Origin of the sequence: Alkalimonas sp. NCh-2 (assembly GCF_039631345.1) — a bacterium.
GTDB lineage: Bacteria > Pseudomonadota > Gammaproteobacteria > Enterobacterales > Alteromonadaceae > Alkalimonas > Alkalimonas mucilaginosa.
Genome location: NZ_JBDIUV010000006.1, coordinates 250,845 through 268,395, shown reverse-complemented (window position 1 = coordinate 268,395; position 17,551 = coordinate 250,845). Strand labels below are relative to the sequence as shown.

Annotated in this window: 17 protein-coding genes; 8 read left to right on the top strand and 9 right to left on the bottom strand. The window is 51.5% G+C overall.

The window, feature by feature from the left end; all coding sequences use genetic code 11:
• The first annotated feature begins 161 nt into the window (after positions 1-161).
• Entirely contained in the window at positions 162-2,984 is a 2,823-nt protein-coding gene (locus ABC502_RS15620) for a prolyl oligopeptidase family serine peptidase (RefSeq protein WP_345916560.1), read from the top strand.
• A gap of 56 nt (positions 2,985-3,040) precedes the next feature.
• Here the strand turns inward: ABC502_RS15620 and ABC502_RS15615 are convergent, their stop codons facing one another.
• The 3 genes from ABC502_RS15615 to ABC502_RS15605 all read right to left on the bottom strand — a co-directional run bounded on the left by ABC502_RS15615 (position 3,041) and on the right by ABC502_RS15605 (position 6,705).
• Positions 3,041-4,255: an FIST N-terminal domain-containing protein gene (locus ABC502_RS15615; RefSeq protein ID WP_345916559.1), complete on the bottom strand. Its 1,215-nt coding sequence runs from the start codon at positions 4,253-4,255 to the stop codon at positions 3,041-3,043.
• An 88-nt stretch (positions 4,256-4,343) separates the two neighbouring features.
• A complete protein-coding gene (locus tag ABC502_RS15610; protein ID WP_345916558.1) occupies positions 4,344-5,357 on the bottom strand; it encodes a DUF3080 family protein in 1,014 nt (337 codons plus the stop codon).
• Positions 5,290-6,705, bottom strand: a complete 1,416-nt coding sequence (locus tag ABC502_RS15605) for an MATE family efflux transporter (protein WP_345916599.1) — start codon at positions 6,703-6,705, stop codon at positions 5,290-5,292. Before ABC502_RS15605 ends, ABC502_RS15610 begins: the two co-directional genes overlap by 68 nt.
• 59 nt (positions 6,706-6,764) lie before the next feature.
• Between ABC502_RS15605 and ABC502_RS15600 the strand changes: the two genes are divergently transcribed.
• Positions 6,765-7,385, top strand: a complete 621-nt coding sequence (locus ABC502_RS15600; protein WP_345916557.1) for a riboflavin synthase subunit alpha — start codon at positions 6,765-6,767, stop codon at positions 7,383-7,385.
• On the opposite strand, the gene ABC502_RS15595 is transcribed toward ABC502_RS15600, so the two are convergent.
• The 3 genes from ABC502_RS15595 to ABC502_RS15585 form a co-directional block, all read right to left on the bottom strand.
• The gene (locus tag ABC502_RS15595) at positions 7,382-7,582 is read right to left on the bottom strand and encodes a CPXCG motif-containing cysteine-rich protein (protein WP_091340082.1); all 201 of its coding nucleotides are present in this window, start codon (positions 7,580-7,582) and stop codon (positions 7,382-7,384) included. The two genes, ABC502_RS15600 and ABC502_RS15595, sit on opposite strands and share 4 nt — an antisense overlap.
• Before the next feature lie 24 nt (positions 7,583-7,606).
• Positions 7,607-8,359 (bottom strand): pteridine reductase, encoded by a 753-nt coding sequence (locus ABC502_RS15590; RefSeq protein ID WP_345916556.1) that lies wholly within the window; start codon positions 8,357-8,359, stop codon positions 7,607-7,609.
• A 71-nt stretch (positions 8,360-8,430) separates the two neighbouring features.
• The gene (locus ABC502_RS15585) at positions 8,431-9,291 is read right to left on the bottom strand and encodes a fructosamine kinase family protein (RefSeq protein WP_345916555.1); all 861 of its coding nucleotides are present in this window, start codon (positions 9,289-9,291) and stop codon (positions 8,431-8,433) included.
• Positions 9,292-9,584: 293 nt separating this feature from the next.
• On the opposite strand from ABC502_RS15585, the gene thrS reads away from it, so the two are divergent.
• The 4 genes from thrS (at position 9,585) to rplT (ending at position 12,727) form a co-directional block, all read left to right on the top strand.
• A complete protein-coding gene (thrS, locus tag ABC502_RS15580) occupies positions 9,585-11,498 on the top strand; it encodes a threonine--tRNA ligase (protein WP_345916554.1) in 1,914 nt (637 codons plus the stop codon).
• An 11-nt stretch (positions 11,499-11,509) separates the two neighbouring features.
• Entirely contained in the window at positions 11,510-12,067 is a 558-nt protein-coding gene (gene infC / locus ABC502_RS15575; protein WP_330087140.1) for a translation initiation factor IF-3, read from the top strand.
• A gap of 86 nt (positions 12,068-12,153) precedes the next feature.
• Positions 12,154-12,351, top strand: coding sequence for a 50S ribosomal protein L35 (gene rpmI / locus ABC502_RS15570; RefSeq protein WP_091341054.1), 198 nt, complete (start codon positions 12,154-12,156; stop codon positions 12,349-12,351).
• Positions 12,352-12,367: 16 nt separating this feature from the next.
• Complete coding sequence (gene rplT / locus ABC502_RS15565; RefSeq protein WP_091340064.1) at positions 12,368-12,727, top strand: 50S ribosomal protein L20; 360 nt, start codon at positions 12,368-12,370, stop codon at positions 12,725-12,727.
• 128 nt (positions 12,728-12,855) lie between these two features.
• On the opposite strand, the gene ABC502_RS15560 is transcribed toward rplT, so the two are convergent.
• Positions 12,856-14,541: a M28 family metallopeptidase gene (locus ABC502_RS15560; RefSeq protein ID WP_345916553.1), complete on the bottom strand. Its 1,686-nt coding sequence runs from the start codon at positions 14,539-14,541 to the stop codon at positions 12,856-12,858.
• 114 nt (positions 14,542-14,655) lie between these two features.
• Positions 14,656-15,267, bottom strand: a complete 612-nt coding sequence (locus ABC502_RS15555) for a hypothetical protein (RefSeq protein ID WP_345916552.1) — start codon at positions 15,265-15,267, stop codon at positions 14,656-14,658.
• 134 nt (positions 15,268-15,401) lie between these two features.
• On the opposite strand from ABC502_RS15555, the gene ABC502_RS15550 reads away from it, so the two are divergent.
• Positions 15,402-15,674 (top strand): DUF3081 family protein, encoded by a 273-nt coding sequence (locus ABC502_RS15550; protein ID WP_330087133.1) that lies wholly within the window; start codon positions 15,402-15,404, stop codon positions 15,672-15,674.
• Between the two features lie 2 nt (positions 15,675-15,676).
• On the opposite strand, the gene ABC502_RS15545 is transcribed toward ABC502_RS15550, so the two are convergent.
• Complete coding sequence (locus ABC502_RS15545; protein WP_345916551.1) at positions 15,677-16,237, bottom strand: hypothetical protein; 561 nt, start codon at positions 16,235-16,237, stop codon at positions 15,677-15,679.
• A gap of 333 nt (positions 16,238-16,570) precedes the next feature.
• On the opposite strand from ABC502_RS15545, the gene ABC502_RS15540 reads away from it, so the two are divergent.
• Positions 16,571-17,551, top strand: coding sequence for an efflux RND transporter periplasmic adaptor subunit (locus tag ABC502_RS15540; RefSeq protein WP_345916550.1), 981 nt, complete (start codon positions 16,571-16,573; stop codon positions 17,549-17,551).

Sequence of the window (17,551 nt, the reverse complement as noted above, 5' to 3'; positions counted from 1 at the left end):
GAACTGTTTGGCGGATTTTTGCCCGTGTCACCTTGGGGATTGTGAGGTTGGCAGCGCATCACTGCTGTTTATCCCGTGCTTTTGCTGCTTGATGGGGTTTTTCTGCCGGGTGGTTTTGGCCTGTGGTAAGGTTGAATCATGACTATTTATAAGAAAACATCATGAAAAAACACTTGCAACCTGGGCGTCGTTTGGCGCTTTGTTTGGCCCTGGCATTGGGTACCTTTGCCTGCAGCCAGTTACCAACCAGCGTAACGCCAGCACCCACTGCTGTGGTGATCCCATCCAGCGCTGTGGTGACCGATGCGCTTAAGCCGCTTAGCTTTAGCGATATCATGCAGTTTCGTGAAATCAAACAGCGTAGCGTCAGCAGCAACCAGCAGGCGATGGTCTATACCGCAGAACCGGACTATGGCGACAGTACCGGCTATCTGGTGAATGTGCTGACCGGGCAGCAATTTTCAGTGCCCTATGCCGATCGTGGTCAGTTGAATGCCGATGGCAGTTTTGCTTTGTTTCGTCAGCGCTCGCCCTTGCTGCTGCGCGAGCAAGCCACCGACAAAGCCGCCCGTGATGCCTTGGCGCATGATGCGGTGTTGCTAAATGCTGTGACTGGCGGGCAGCAGCTGTTTACCGCTATCGACCGCTTTGCCTTTACCGGCGATGGCCACCAGGCGCTGCTGCTGGCCCGTAAAGCCGACAGCAAAGACAAAACGCAGCTGCTTAGCGCGCTGCAGCTGACCAACACGGGCCGGATGGAGCAAGGCAAGACGGTTGAGCTGGGTCAGGTCAGCGAATTTGCGGTGGCTGAGCAGGGCACTCTGGTCGCCTATGTGCTGGAATTTACCGATAAAGACGATGACAGTCTGCAACTACAGCAAGTGATGTTGTGGGACGCGGCATTTGACCGCCGGTTTGAACTGACACCACCTTCTGCCGCCCGGTACCAACAGCTGACCTTTAGTGCGGATGGCAGCCAACTGGTGTTTTTTGCTGGTGACCGTGCTGAAAAAAATCAGCAAGTCGCGCAGCAGCTTTGGCATTGGCCGTCGGAGCAAAACCAAGCCGCCCCGCATGAACTAAAGCATGAAGGCTGGCAGCTCAGTGCACAGCAGGTACCGCGTTTTTCCGAGGATGGCAAGCGGGTTTTTGTCGGCTTTCGACCCGAGCCAGCCTCAGCAACGCAAGATATTGAACCGCCGCAAAGCGAAGCCGAGCTCTTTGATACGGAACGTTTGCTAAGTGACCGTCGCCTGCAGGTTTGGCATGGCCAGGACGATCGCATTAATTCGCAGCAAAAAGCCGAGCACCAGCAAGCACAGCGGCGCACGGCACCTGCGGTATTCTGGTTGCAAGACGAGCAGTTGGTGATGCTGGGAGAGGATGTGGAAGACCGGCTCTATGAGAGCGAGCACAGTGAAGCGGCACTGGTCAGCAATGGCCGGCCTTATCTGCAGGACATGACCTGGGATGGCCGCTTTCATGATGTCTGGCACGTCAATTTACGCACCGGAGCGCGCCAGCAGGTGTTCGCCCGTAATCGTACTGTTGAACGGGCCCATTTATCACCGACGGGCCGTTATGCGGCCTATCAGCAAGGAGGCAACTGGCAGTTGTTTGACAGCCAAACCGGTGAGCGGCGCACTCTGGGCATCGATGCAGGTGTTTCCTGGCTGGATGAAACCCACGATCGGCCAGAGCCTGCGGCCAGTTATGGCGTAGCCGGCTGGTTGGCCGATGAAACGGCCGTGTTTGTGTATGATCGGTTTGATATCTGGCAGTTGTCGCTTGATGGCAGCAGTACCAATCTGACCGCAATCGGCCGGGAGAACCGGCAGCGCTTTCGGGTTGAGCGCACCGATCCGAAAGCCTTTGCGATAGCACCTGATGCCGGGCTGCTGCTAAACCGCTTTGATGAAGAAGATAAAAGCTATGGTTTTTATCAGTTAAGTCTGAGCAATCAACACCTGCAGCAACTGCTGGCGGATAATAAACGCTTTGACCTGGTAGAGGCGCTGCCTGAGCTGGGTGGCTACTTGTTCACCGAGCAAAGCTTTCGGCAGTTCCCTAATATCTGGTTTGCCACTGCTGATTTTTCCAAGCGGCAGCAACTGACCGATCTCAACCCACAAAAAGCCCAGTTTGTTTGGGGCGACAGCCATCTGATTGACTGGTTTACTGAGGATGGTGAGCGCTTGCAGGGTGTGGTAATCACGCCGGATGGCTTTGACGCCAATCGTCGCTACCCGGTGCTGGTGTATTACTACGAGCAGTTTTCTCAGCGGCTGCATCACTTTAATCAGATGAAAGTCAATCACCGGCCGAATTTCCCGTTTTATCTGGGGCAGGATTATGTGGTGTTTTTACCGGATGTACGCTTTCGCGAAGGCGCGCCCGGGCCCAGTGCTACGGAGTCCTTGCTGCCGGGCATTGATCGCTTAATTGAACTTGGCATTGCTGATCCCAATGCCATTGGTTTGCATGGTCACAGCTGGTCGGGCTATCAAACGGCTTTTGTGGTGACCGAAACCGACCGTTTTGCTGCTGCTGTAGCCGGCGCTCCGGTATCCAACATGACCAGTGCCTACAGTGGCATCCGCTGGCAAACCGGTTTGGCACGTCTGTTTCAGTACGAAACCGGCCAGAGCCGTTTGGGAGTGTCGATGTTTGAAGATAGGGCGCCGTACATCAAAAATTCGCCGGTGTTCTTTGCCGATCGCATCAACACACCGTTGCTGATCCAATTTGGTGATAAAGATGGCGCTGTACCCTGGGAGCAGGGCATTGAGCTGTATTTAGCCATGCGCCGTTTGCAGAAGGATGTGGTGATGCTGCATTACGAAGGGGAGGGGCATCACTTGCAGCGCTTTGCCAACAAACTGGATTACAGCATCAAGATGCTGGAGTTTTTTAATCATTACCTAAAAGGTGAGCCGGCGCCGGAGTGGTGGCTGCAGGGCATGCCGTATCAGGCGTACGACTAAACTCACTTTGATGACTGAAGTTTTGAAACGGCATGGAAGCCGTTTCAAAATAAACATTAGCCGGGTCGGCAAATAATGGTCAGCACACCGCACCAGTCCAAACCGCGGGGCTTTCCCAGCACAGGTGCTATCTCTACACCGGAATAAAATCCCAGCAACGGGATCCCTGCTGCGGTTAATTGGCGTTGGATTTCCAGGGTTTCTGCCCGCTCATTTGGTTGGCCCAGTTCTATGCGACCGCCACAATTGATGTAAAGCGCAAATAAAGGTTTTTGACCACTTTGTTGTATTTTCCTGAGCAGTGTACTGGTTTTCTCGCCGACCGATGACAACATTGCTGCGGGATCATGGTGCATCAACAGCACTTTATCACCCAGTTGGTAATCATCTTCAAACAGGATCAGGCCATCATTTTCTGGGAGTAAGCCACTGATCAGCCGGTTGATATAATGCGTCTGGCCACTATCTGGATCTGTTATTTTGCGGCCCAGGCAGACGGTATGTACCGGAGAGCTCTGTCGCCACTCGCTGGTACCAAGAGCTTGCTCAATGACCTGTACTGCCGGTTGGTTGTCCAATGCATACAAAAACTGACCATGAATGTTGCTGATGGTGTACTCCGTATCAGCTACCGGGTGGCAGCCATGCAGTACCGTGGTATGACTGTGCAGGGGGCCAGAAAGCAGCAGACCCAATGCTTCTTGCTGGTTTACCCCGAAGCCCGTAAATTGCCAACAGCGTTGAAAGCTGTGGTCGCCCAGTAAGCCGGCGCCAATAATGGTTGAAACGTTTAACTGGCTCTCTGCCAGACCTTGTAGCAGCAGGTTGGATGGGTTTAATACGGCAGGGCATTGCTTAGTCGCTGGATGCTTGATTGAGTCATACAGCAGCAGCAAACAACTGGGATCGGCAATTGAAGACAACTGATTACCCAATGCTATGCCGCTAAGTTTGGCATCTTTAAACAGCGCTTTACTGCTGGCATAGTGACAACGCAGCTGATCGCTGCGAAGTGCTGCAACTAAGACAGCTGGGCCATCTGTTTGTACGAAATCATTGCCAATAATGCCAATGACAGAGCCGCCAATGATAGGGACCTGATCGCCTACTTCTGCTCGTATACCCAGATAGACATCATGTGGATTTAACTGGTGATTACAGAATGCCAGTATCAGCTCGGGGTGTTGCTGGAGCTGACCAGCAAGATTGGCGGCTTCTTGCCCGGCATGCAATGAGCTGGCCTGACAACTATAACCCAATCCTATATTCATTTGTTCCCTCAAATTTAGCTACAAAAGGCGTCTTGCCTGCTATGTAATTATTATGGCATGTAGACATCAAAATAAATACGACTATTGGTTAATTTCTTTGGGTTAGCCCCGCGGGGCACTCAGCATTAAGTTGCTGCCACCAGCCAATATGTGCCAGGATTTCCTGTTGTAATTGCGCTGCGCTGCCAGCATAGCGCTGCTCCAGGAGCGGCAGCAGCGGGCTGTGCCGATACAATTGTTGCAGCTCGGGCCAAAGTGCTTGCATATGACGTTGGTGCTGGTTGAAGTAAGGCTGCAGCTCTTCAGCAAAAAACTTCAAAAACACTGTGGTGAGGATGCTGAGCTGCTCTGTTGAGCGCTGGCTTGGGCAAAACTGTGTAGGCTTAAGTGCCAGCAGAGCTTCATTCAGACTGCTTAACCAGCCGCTTAAGTAACGCTGACTGTATTGCAGTACCGCCAGGGTATCGAAACGATGCAACACGCTGAGTGCCGCTTCAATGTCGATAGCGGCGGCCGCTGGCCAGTCTTGCGCTGTGATAGCGTTTTGCAGTTGGTTTAGCTGTCGCAGTGCTGCCTGAGTCTCAAGCAGTGCCTCCTGGCTGGCTATTGGCAACAGCAGAGTTTTGCCATGCAGTTGCTGGCGCAGAGTTTGCTCTGCATGCAGCATATTGAAAAAAGACAGCTCAATGCTGTTTCGTTTGCTGTGCAAAATATCGGTAAGTTGTTGTTGCAGTGAGGCGCTGATGCTGTTCTGTTGCAGGCAGAGCTCTAATTGCTGCAGTAACCGCAGTTCGTAGTTTAGCCGCAGGCTATGGCTTTGCACCCGGCCCAGGCTGGAGTTGCGTTCAGCGATTAATGCGTCCAGCCCGCACTGGCGGCTGGCCCAGGCATCCAGCAGATCCAGCCGCAGATCCGGCAACGGGTGCAGTAAATCACGGGCTGCAGGCAGCGTATCGACTTGCAAAGGCTGCCACCGCTCAGGGGCAATACCAGCAACCCGCTCCAACCGGCTTTGGTAATTAGTTAACTGGCGATCATTGGCCGGGCTGCATGCCAGCAGGGCCAGACTGATGCTGATCAGTAGGATCCAGCGGTAAGCCATCCCGTTCAAACCTCCGTAATGAATGCTGCAACAACCAGAATAGCAACACAGCTGCCACGGTCAAACCAACGATGATGCCGGTCCAGAAGCCTTTTACGCCCATGGCCGGTACCAGCCAGTCGGTTAATCCCAATACGGCGCCAAGGCCAAAGCCGATCGGCCAGTAGGCGATTAAGGTGATAAAGAGCACCGGCTTGGTGATTTTCATGCCGCGCAAAGCGCAGGCCGACACCACCTGAATGGCATCGGACAACTGATACAAAGCAGCCAGCACCATAATGCCTGCCGCCAGCGCCAGCACTTCAGCATCTTTGCTGTAAATTTGCGGTACCTGAAAACGCATCAAGTAGGTGAAAGCGGCAATACAGGCTGCTAGCAAAAAAGCAACTATGAGTATGGTACTGATAGCGGTGCGAAGTGCCTGCAGGTTGCGCTCACCGATCAGGTGGCCCACCCGAATGGTTGCGGCCATGCCAAGGCTGAGTGGGATCATAAAGACAATGGCGCTGTAGTTGTGCGCGACTTGATGGCCAGCGACTACCACAGGGCCAAGATGAACGATCATCAGCGGAATGCAGGCAAAGAGGGTCACTTCAAAGAAGATCGACATGGCTATCGGTGTGCCGATACGTATTACCTGCCAGATGGCTTTAAAATCTGGTGTAAGGCGAGCGGGCCAGAAACGGTAGGGAGCGGTACTTCGACTGAACCAGCCATAGACCAGCATGGCAATAAACATCGCCAACAGTACCAGGCTGGTGGCGATACCACAACCGGCACCGCCGTAGGCCGGCATGCCCAACTTGCCGTAAATAAACACATAGTTGGCCGGAATGTTTACTAAAATACCGACAAAGCTGATCCACATGCTGGCTTTGGTGTTACCAATGCCTTCAAACAGGTTGCGCATGACCATGTAGCCGGCGGCCGGGAACAGGCCGTAACTGACAAAGGTCAAGTACAAGCTGGTTTTCTCCCGCAGCTCTGCTTCCATATTCAGCAAGTCCAGCAAGTGATCGGCAAACTGCATCACTACGAATAAACTAGCTGCCAGCGCTAGCCCAAGATACAGGCCTTGCACGGTATAATGCGTCACTGGCTCGGTCTTTTTGCTGCCAAAATACTGGGCAATAATGGGAGTGAGCGCCAGCAGTAAGCCCTGCAAAGTCAGCATCACCGGTAGCCATAAGCCAGAAGCCACTGCGATTGCCGCCATATCCAGTGCACTGACCCGGCCGGCCATGACGGTATCGACAAAATACATCAGGGTTTGTGTCAGCTGCGCCAGCACAATGGGGCCGGATAATTTAAAAATTGTTCTGGCTTCAAAGCGGGAAAAAGGTAGCATAGTGATCAATGAGTTGCCCTTATCGGAACGGGCGCATACTTTAGCACAACCGAGGGTGTATGTTTACAGGTATTGTTCAGTGTCAGGCCCAAATTGCCGCCATAGCTTCTGCCCCCAATTTTCGCCAGCTAACTCTTGCTGTAGCGTCTGATAAATTGCAGCAGTTAACTTTGGGTGCCAGTATCGCCATCAATGGGGTCTGTTTAACGGTCACCGCCTTTGATGAGGCCGCTGGCAGGGTCACTTTTGATGTGATTGATGAAACCCTGGCAAGAACCAATCTGGGTGCCTTAGCACAGGGAGATTGGGTCAACTTTGAGCGCTCATTAAAGTTTGGCGATGAAATTGGCGGTCATCTGGTGTCTGGTCATATCCAAACCACTGCGGAGCTGATCGAGCTTGAGCGCACCAAGCACAACTGCCGTATGCGACTGCGGTTGGAAGCAGAGTATCTACCTTATGTTCTGGCCAAAGGTTTTATTACAGTGGATGGTGCCAGCCTGACGGTAGGAGTGGTGCATGCCGATGGTTTTGAATTGCACTTAATTCCGGAAACGCTCAGCATCACCACACTGGGGCAGCGTCAAGTAGGTGATCGGCTCAATATTGAGGTGGATCAGCAAACCGTCACCATTGTACAAACGGTTGAGCGGGTGATGCAGCAGCGGCAGCAGACTTAGTAGTATTGCTCATCATCGGCATCGACAAACAATTGCACACTGTGGTGCAGATCGTCTTTATGCACGCGTAAATGGATCGGATTGCAGCAATTGCTGCAGTCTTCGATGTAATCTTGATCCTCATCGGTCACCTCAAAACTAATGTGCAAATGGTGACCGCAAAAGGGACATTCAATGGTGCGACGTAATACCGACATACCGCCTCCAATTGTAACAGGCTGTTAGGCTTTTTTTGTTCCCCCCAGACTTCTGCCGCCATCGACCGCAATAATTTGTCCGTTCACATAACCCGATTCAATCAAAAACAAGGCGGTATCGGCAATATCGTCCGGAGTGCCGAGTGTCTCCAATGGGATTTGCTGCAGGATCATTTGTTTGTCTGTTTCTGCAATGTCGTTGCTGGGCCAGAGTATGGCGCCAGGTGCTATCCCATTCACTCTTATTGTAGGCGCTAATTCACGTGCCAGCGACTTTGTCAGCATCAAAAGTGCAGCCTTGGCCATGCAGTAGATCGGGTGTTCCAGCAAGGGGCGCTCGGCATGAATATCCACCATATTGATAATGCAGCCGTTTTGCTTTGAAAGCACTGGAGCCAATGCCTGGCTTAAGAAAAACGGTGCCTTGGCATTCGAACCCATCAGTTGATCCCAGTCGTCAAAGCTGGCGCTACCGAGCCGGGTAGGGTAAAAAGCCGAGGCATTGTTAATAAGTACATCCAGCCGGCCAAAAGCCTGCTCTGCTTCCCTGGCAATACGCAGCAAGCTGTTGTTGTCGGTCAGATCCCCTTGTACCAGATGGGCACTGTCCGGCCGCAGCTGATTCAGACTGGCTGCGAAGCTCTGTGCTTCGTGTTCAGAGCTGTGGTAATGAATAACGACGTTATAACCATGGCGATGCAGCCGTTCTATCATGGCGCGACCAAGCCGCTTGGCGCTGCCGGTGATCAGGGCTACCGGGGAAGTTGTTAAGCTCATTGAAACATCACTTTTGCTGGTAAAGGCAGTATTCTATCAGTCGAATCGTATTTTGGATCAATACAAAGTGATTAATAGAACAGGTGCTTTACCATATCCTGGGCTTGCAGCAGGTAACTGCCGCGGAACATATAGGCGTGGTTTAGTACATGGTAGAGGTTGTATAAATGTTTACGCTCACCGTAGTTTTTATCCAGCGGGTACTGATTTTGGTAGCTGTGATAAAAGTGCTCGGGGAAACGGCCAAACAACTCGCTAAAGGCAATATCGACTTCCCGGTCACCATAGTAGCTGGCCGGATCAAAGATGACGGCTTCATCAGCCATAAAGCCGACATTACCGCGCCAAAAATCGCCATGCACCAAGCTAGGGAGCGGTTCATAGTGGTGCAGTCGCTGCCGGCACTGCTCGACCAGAAAGTCTATTTTACCAAAGCCAAAGCCTTGCTCTTGCAGCAGTTGCAGCAACCAGCCAAGGCGCTGCTCCGAGAAAAAGCTGCTCCAGCTACCTTGCCACTTATTGGGCTGACTGGTACGCCCCAGGGAGCTGTCCCAATCAAAGCCATACATGGCCTGGCCACTGTCTTCATGCAGCCTGGCCATGGCAAGCCCCAAAGTCTCCCAACCCGCATTATGTTCATCGACTAAAGGCAGATATTCCAGTACCAGAAAAGCTTTGTCCAGCGTTTGGCCATAGCAAATCACCCTCGGCACCCGGATGGCGTGACGCTGCTCTATGCAGTGCAGGCTCATAGCTTCCGAGATAAATTGCTCCAATTGTTCTTTTTCGTTCAGTTTGATGAAAAAGTCGTGTTTATCATCCGATATATGGTAAGCCAGATTGATATCACCACCACTCAGTTGCTGTTTTTTTTCCACTTTAAAGTCGATATCCAGCTCACTGTTAATGTGTTCTGCAATGGCTTGCCACATAATTTTCGCTCCGGCTTGAATTTGGTGTATTGAGTATGGCGCAAAATCAAGAAAATTCACCCATGGCCATGACTTTGTATGGAGCTTAGCGGGTGCAGGTGTTATCATAACGCTGCTGAAAACAAGCGGTATTCCGCGTTGTGTATCAAATGGCTCTTTGTAGGGGTCATCGACTGGTCCGCAAGGCATATCGTCTCAGCTTTACCCGTTGTGTTTCATCCGATACGGGTAAACATTATATTGAATTCATATGTGACCCTTGGTATGGGCCACCACTGGAAAAAGGACAAGTCATGCCTGTTATTACTTTGCCTGACGGCAGTCAGCGCGTATTCGACCACTCAGTTTCTGTGATGGATGTTGCCAAAGACATTGGCCCTGGTTTAGCGAAGGCGACCATCGCCGGCCGTGTTAATGGTCAGCTGGTTGATGCATGCGATCTGATTGAGCAGGACGCAGAGCTGCAAATCATCACCGCCAAAAACGAGGAAGGCCTGGAGATCATCCGCCATTCCTGCGCGCACTTGCTTGGCCATGCCATCAAGCAACTGTGGCCCAATGTAAAAATGGCCATCGGCCCGGTGATTGACAAAGGTTTTTATTACGACGTGGATATGGAGCATTCGCTTAGCCACGACGATTTACAGCGGCTTGAACAGCGCATGCTGGAGCTGGCAAAAACCGAATACGACGTGATCAAGAAAAAAGTCAGCTGGCAGGAAGCGTTTGATACCTTCAAAGCCCGTGGCGAGAATTACAAGCTGCAAATCCTGCAGGAAAACGTCAGTAAAGACGATCAGCCAGGCCTGTATCACCACGAAGAATACATCGATATGTGCCGTGGTCCGCATGTACCCAACATGAAGTTTTGTCAGCATTTTAAAGTAATGAAAGTTGCCGGTGCTTACTGGCGTGGCGACTCCAACAACAAGATGCTGCAGCGCATTTATGGCACTGCCTGGGCGGATAAGAAACAATTAGCGGCTTATTTAACGCAGCTCGAAGAAGCGGAAAAGCGCGATCACCGTAAAATTGGCAAGGCATTGAATCTGTTCCACTGGCAGGAAGAAGCACCTGGCATGGTGTTCTGGCACGATGATGGCTGGAAAATCTACAAGACCATCGAAAACTACATGCGTGACAAGCTGGTGGAGTACGACTACGAAGAAGTCCGTGCACCGATGATCATGGATGTCTCAATGTGGGAAAAATCCGGCCACTGGGACAAGTACCACGACAATATCTTTGCCACCGAGTCGGAAAAACGCACCTACGCGGTGAAGCCGATGAACTGCCCGGGCCATGTGCAGATTTTTAATCAGGGCTTAAAAAGCTACCGTGACCTGCCATACCGCATGGCGGAATTTGGCATTGTGCATCGCAACGAGCCGTCGGGTGCTTTGCATGGCCTGATGCGGGTGCGTTCCTTTACCCAGGACGATGCCCATGTGTTCTGTACTGAAGCGCAAATCCTGGATGAAGTGACCAGCTGCATTAGCATGGTGTATGACGTCTACAAAGATTTTGGTTTTAGCGACAACATCGATATCAAGCTGTCGACCCGGCCGGAAAAGCGTATTGGGAGCGATGAAAGCTGGGATAAATCCGAGCAGGCATTGGCCGAAGCCTTGCAGCGCAATGGTCTGGAGTTCCAGTACCAGCCAGGTGAGGGGGCTTTCTATGGCCCTAAGATTGAATTTACTTTGTACGATTCCATTGGTCGGGCCTGGCAATGTGGTACCATACAGCTCGACTTTTCGATGCCAGCCCGTTTGGGCGCACAATTTGTCGATGAAGATGGCGAGCGTAAGCCGCCAGTAATGATCCACCGTGCCATTTTAGGCTCGCTGGAGCGTTTTATCGGTATTTTGATTGAAGAGTACGCTGGTTTATTCCCGGCCTGGTTAGCACCAACCCAGGTGGTGGTGATGAATATTACCGATCATCAGGCCGATTATGTGCAAAAATTGGTAAAAACTTTCAAATCTCAGGGCATTCGTGTGATAAGTGACTTGAGAAATGAGAAAATAGGCTTTAAAATCCGCGAGCATACCTTAAAGCGGATCCCGTACCTGATAGTTGTCGGCGATAAAGAGATGGAAGCCGGTGATGTGGCGGTGCGCACCCGTAAGGGGGAAGACTTGGGCAAAATGTCGGTAGAAAGCTTTATTGACAAGCTGCAGACAGAAATTGCTACTAAGTCGTAATTATTCTTTTCTTGGAGGAACGAACCATTAAAGTTGGAAAAAAGAATCAGGCAGCACCGCGGGCGAACCGCTTAAATGAAGAAATCAATGTACGTGAAGTACGTTTGGTAGGTGTCGAAGGAGAGCAGTTGGGTGTTGTGGTGACTGCTGAAGCTTTGACCATGGCAGAAGAAGCCGGCGTTGATCTGGTGGAAGTAAGCCCAAATGCGGAACCTCCTGTCTGTAAACTAATGGATTATGGTAAGTTCCTGTTTGAAAAAAGTAAGGCTCTGAAAGAGCAGAAGAAAAAGCAAAAGCAGATCCAGATTAAGGAAGTAAAATTCCGGCCTGGAACTGATGAAGGCGATTACCAGGTCAAACTACGCAACCTGCGTCGCTTTATTGAAGAGGGTGACAAAGCCAAAGTCACACTGCGTTATCGTGGTCGTGAAATGGCGCATCAGGAAATCGGCATTGAGATGCTAAATCGGATTAAAGCCGATATGGAAGACATTGCTGTGTGCGAATCTTTCCCCAGCCGGGTGGAAGGTCGCCAGATGACCATGATGCTGGCCCCAAATAAGAAGTAATAAGGCTTTCAAGCGCATGCCGCTGGCCCAGGTCAGTGGCTGACGCCTTATTATTCGTTGTTAACTACAATGCGAGTTTTAATACTATGCCAAAGATGAAAACCAACAAAGGTGCCGCGAAGCGTTTCAAAAAAACAGCTTCTGGTAGCTTTAAGCGCAAGCAATCACACCTTCGCCACATTCTGACGAAGAAAAGCTCCAAGCGTAAGCGTCAACTGGGTCCTAAAACCCTGGTTGCTAAAGTTGATATTGCCGGTCTTGACCGCTGCATGCCATACGCATAACGAATAGGAGCTTGACATGCCAAGAGTAAAACGTGGTGTAACGGCGCGCGCGCGTCATAAGAAGGTGTTAAACCAGGCCAAAGGTTACTACGGTGCCCGCAGTCGTGTTTATCGTGTTGCTTTCCAGGCGGTAATTAAGGCAGGCCAATACGCCTACCGTGACCGTCGTCAGCGTAAGCGTCAGTTCCGTCAACTGTGGATTGCCCGTATCAATGCGGCTTCCCGTCAGAACGGTCTGTCTTACAGCCGCTTCATTGCAGGCCTGAAAAAAGCCTCTGTGGAAATCGACCGTAAGATCCTGGCGGATATCGCTGTGTACGACAAGGCGGCATTCACCGCTTTGGTCAACAAAGCAAAAGAAGGTCTGGCTGCGTAAGCTAGCACCCATCTTTAAAAAAGCACCTTCGGGTGCTTTTTTTGTGTCCGGGTGTTTTTAGCAGATAAAGCACGGTTAACTGGTATAAAAAAGGGCAGCACAAGCTGCCCTGGTTTTATCAGTTTTACTTAATTACGGGCATCGGCACTGGCATCGCGGATGGCACGGAACTCATTGCCCTGGTACCAGTTCGGCCACTGGCGGCTATTTGCCAGCTCGTTGCCAACCCGGAAGTACAGGAACATGTCCTGCTGCGCACCGCGCAAGTCAAAATCATCGCTCCATTCATCCTGCACCTTGTGGTAGCAGCAGCGGTTGTATTCTGCGCGCTGGGCGGCACCCCATTCAGCACCATGCTGGTAGTGGTCATTGCCACCTTTGGCATACAAAATAGGCACGCCTTTTTTCGACAGGCTGAAGTGATCCGAGCGGTAGGCGATACCGGCTTCCGGGTTCGGCTCAGGCACGGCATAACGGCCTTGTTGCTCGGTGTACTTCACCAGAATTTCTTCCAGATCGGTGTTACCCAAACCGACGATGACCATGTCTTTCATCGGGCCATACACATTCATTACATCCATATTGATGGCAGCAACGGTGGTTTCCAGTGGGAATACCGGGTGCTCAGCATACCAGGCAGAACCCAGCAAGCCCCGTTCTTCAGCTGTGACCAATACAAAAGCAATACTGCGTTCAGGTTGTGGCTGCTGTACAAAGTACTCGGCCAGGGCCATCACGGCGCCTGTGCCACTGGCGTTGTCCTGGGCACCATTAAACACAGGGTTGCTTGGGTTGGAGAAGTCCATGCCAAGGTGATCCCAGTGCGCCATATAGACAATGGTTTCATCCGGGTAGGTACTGCCTTCAATGAAACCAACCACATTGCTGGAAGTCAGCTCCCGCAGATTGTTTTTCACCGAAATGGACGCTGTGGTATTCAGCGGTACCGGCTTAAATTCGCCTGATAAAGCCTGAGCCCGTAAGGCCTCAATATCGGTATTGTTGGCGGCAAATAAGCGGCCTGCGGTTTCGGCAGTGATCCAGCCTTCGATTTGCGAGCGGTCCATGTTTTTGTTTTCGCTGATCAAATCAAACTTGATTGGGGAACCATGCGCCACAACGCCCCAGCCATAACTGGCCGGTTCGGTTTCATGAATAATCAAAGCCCCGGCCGCGCCCTGACGGGCCGCTTCTTCGAATTTGTAGGTCCAGCGGCCGTAGTAGGTCATGGCATTGCCATTAAACAGCTCCGGGTTTTGGGTGGCGTAGCCCGGATCATTGACAAACATCACCACGGTTTTGCCTGCGACATCCAGGCCTTCGTAATCGTTCCAGTTGTATTCTGGTGCGACGATACCATAGCCAACAAACACCAGCTCGCTGTCCTTGAGTTCGACACCATCCACCACCCGGGTGGTCCAGGCCATCATATCATCCCGGTAGGCCAGGGTAGTATCCAGGGCGCCGCTTAAGGTCATACCGCTTACTTGTACCGGATCAATCTGCACCAGCGAGACAGGTTGTTTGTAGCTGTCGCCATCAATCGGCTTTAAACCAATGCGGCGAAAATGATCTTCCAGGTAAGCGACGGTTTTGGTTTCTCCTGCTGTGGCCGGTGCCCGCCCCTGAAACTCATTTGAAGCCAGGGTTTTGATGTACTCAGCCAGGCGAGGATTCATGTCGGTATCTTGCTGATACCAGGGGGTGTCGTCGGCTGCTGCGACGTCGGATTGCAGGGCTGGTTGACCACAGCCACTTAGTGCAAGGCAGCAACTGGCTGCCAGGGTTCCTGAAAACCAATGCGTAGGTTTCATAAATGGACTCCAGTGAAGTTCGTTGTAATTATAATGGGTGTACTGCAAAGCTATACTAACCTGAACGGGACAAAGGCGCCAACAACTCAGGCTGAGTTGCTGGCTCTGGGCGTTTTACTGGTAGCCCCATGGCGTTGGTGGCAGATCCACTGGCTTGGTTAAGTCGAAGTCAACACGGAACTCGCGGCCCTCACGGATCAGGCGGTAGGTAAATTGCTCCGGGTAAATGTACATTTGCCAGGTGTTGGTGTTGGATGCGGGTATGCCGGCTTTAACAAATTCTTCAATCGAATATTGGTCGACCGGGAAGGATTGCACCCGATCAAAGCCTGCATCCACCGTATGGCCACCGTACATGGTCATAGGGTCATTGCTACCATCTTCTAAGCGATGATCATGCTTTAAGCTGATGCCAGAGCCGGTCTTGGTTAAAATCCATGTCCGGGAGTGGTTATCACCGACATGAAAAGGGATCTGCAACTGATTGTCTTCACAGACCCGGACATGCATGATTAAACGGCCCTCAAATCCAGATGATGCCGGATTGTTAACTGTTACCTGACCTTCATAGGCTTTACCGCAGTGAGCGCGCAGATGATCAAAAAAAGCATCGTGGGTTGGAATGGAGACCAAGGGCGCTGGTGCAACAATGTTAGCCTGGGTTGCAAAGGATACGGCAAGAGCTGCAGCTGAAAGCAGCATAGGTTTGGTTGTTTTTTTTGTCATGGTATGTTCCATTGATTTGTAGGTTTGCAGGCACTATACCCAGAACTGCACTCAGGTTCAAATACAGGAAAACTGGTTGAACGACTTGCTCGTATCTTTGCCAAACAAAAAAGTTGTCACTATTGGAGTTGCCGATGGAACACAAAATAAACAGTAAATTCCTGATGGATGTTTACAGCAAAATTGAAAAGCATGGTTCGGCTACTGAAACTGAATGGGGTCAGGGGTATTTGCTGGATGGCGTGCAGGTATCCTCTGGTTTTGATGGTTACGAACTGTTTTTCGACAACAGTCGGGTGCAACTAACGTTAGGTTTTCACAATACCTGGCACAGCAATGCCGACAGTGAAAAGCTGCTGGATGAGTTTTTCCAGCAGCTTGAAAAGATTAAACAAAAATACGATTAGACTTAACCCTGGCTCAGGCCGGTTTCATCCAATGGGTTACGCTGGCTTAGAGCAAGGGCTTCAGGCTCAGCTTCTGTGGTCGGTGTTTGTTCTTGCTCGGCGGCAGTTGTTGTGTCAGGTGCATCACTTTCTGTCGCCGGGGCTACTTCAGGCTCGGCTGCAACAGCACGCTCCACTGGCTCACTGAGTTGCGCTTGCCGGTTGTCATTCAAACGCTCGGCCAGACTGTTTAATCGGGCCAGAGCATCGGTCAGGGATTGATTGCCGCTGCCGGCAGCATCATCAAACAAGCTAGCCACCAGTTGTGCCGGTTGTTGTGCACTTTGGTTGCGAAAATCCTGCAGAGCTTGTTGAAAGTCAGCATTGTCCTGTTCAAATGCGGCTCTGGCTTCTTGGCTGATATCGACCGAAGAAACATCGTTGTTGGTATTGGCGGTATCATTCGCCCTAAGGTCAGGCTGATTGGCTGGTTGCTCTGCGGTTGCCGAGCGCTCAGGCCGGGTGTTACCTAGCAATTGACTGGCTTCGAACGCGACCGGGTTGGTACTTTCCACCGTTGCCATGATAAACCTCCTGAGAACGACTTTGCTTGAACCTACAGTATACTTTTTGTACAGGTTAATTCAAGTTTACTGTGCTAACTGAGCTGCCAAGATTGATTTATGACAGCGTTTTCGTGGTGCTAACTTGTTATCTGATGTACTATTTTCACTGAGTTCAGCTTGGGCTCAGCTTGATTGGCATAACGTTGTGCACTGAGTTGATATGGAGTTGTATGCATGCAGACAAGTAGTCATCGGTTTTTTTTGATTTCTTCAGCTGTTTTTCTTGGTTTATCTACCATCGCTTGTTCACCCATTAATAGTGATGAAGCCAAAGCTCAGCAGGGTACACCTGTGAGAGTACAACCTGTGCACATCACAACGGTGGTAGAAACAGAGCGCTCCATGGCGCGCAGCGAGGCTTTTTCCAGCCCGCAGGTATCACCCGAGGTGGATGGTCGTGTGGTTGAAGTGCTGCATGATATTGGTGATGAAGTGGAAGAAGGGGCCATTCTTGCCCGATTGGATGATAGCTCCTATACCCTGGCGTTAGCAGCTGCTCAGGCAGATGAAGCAGCTCTGAAAACACGTGCAGAGCAGTTTGCCCGAGACCTCAACCGTCTGGAAATGGTAGGCGGTGGGCAGTACGTTAGCCAAATGGACTTGGAGTCTGCCCGGGCAGACTTGTATACCGCACGTCAGGAGCTGAAAGCGGCCGAAAGCCGGCGGGAAGCGGCACAGCGGAAGGTCGCTCACACCCGTATTCAGGCGCCTATTGCCGGGCGTATTGATGAGCGCCATATTTCCGAAGGCGATTTTGTCAGTGCCGGTGACCGTGCTTTTCGGATGATCCCGCAAAGCAGTGCCAGAGTGTCGTTGCCCTTTCCTGAGCGTGTTGGTGGTCGTCTTGAAACGGGCATGCGAGTGAAGTTACGCCGCTTAGGCAGCGATGATTACTGGATTGATGGCAAGGTAACCCGTTTGCGCCCATCGGTCGAGGATGGTATGGGTGTTACGGCTGTGGTCGAGTTTATTCCCCCATCATCCTGGCCATCCGGGACCATGCTGGAAGGTCTGGTTGAAGTAGCGCAGCGATCGAATGCTCTTCAGGTTCCATCCGTCAGTGTCGTCGACAGGCCAGGGCGGACCGTGGTGTATGTTCTACCTGGCCATGAGGATTACGGCAAGGTTGAAGAGCGTCGGGTCGAGCTTGGTCAGCGTTCAGCAGATCGCGTGGAAGTTTTGTCTGGTGTCAGTGCCGGTGAGCGCGTGGTGGTGGATGGAAGTGCCTATCTGACGCATGATGCCGAGGTGCGTATTCAGGGAGGGCGCTAA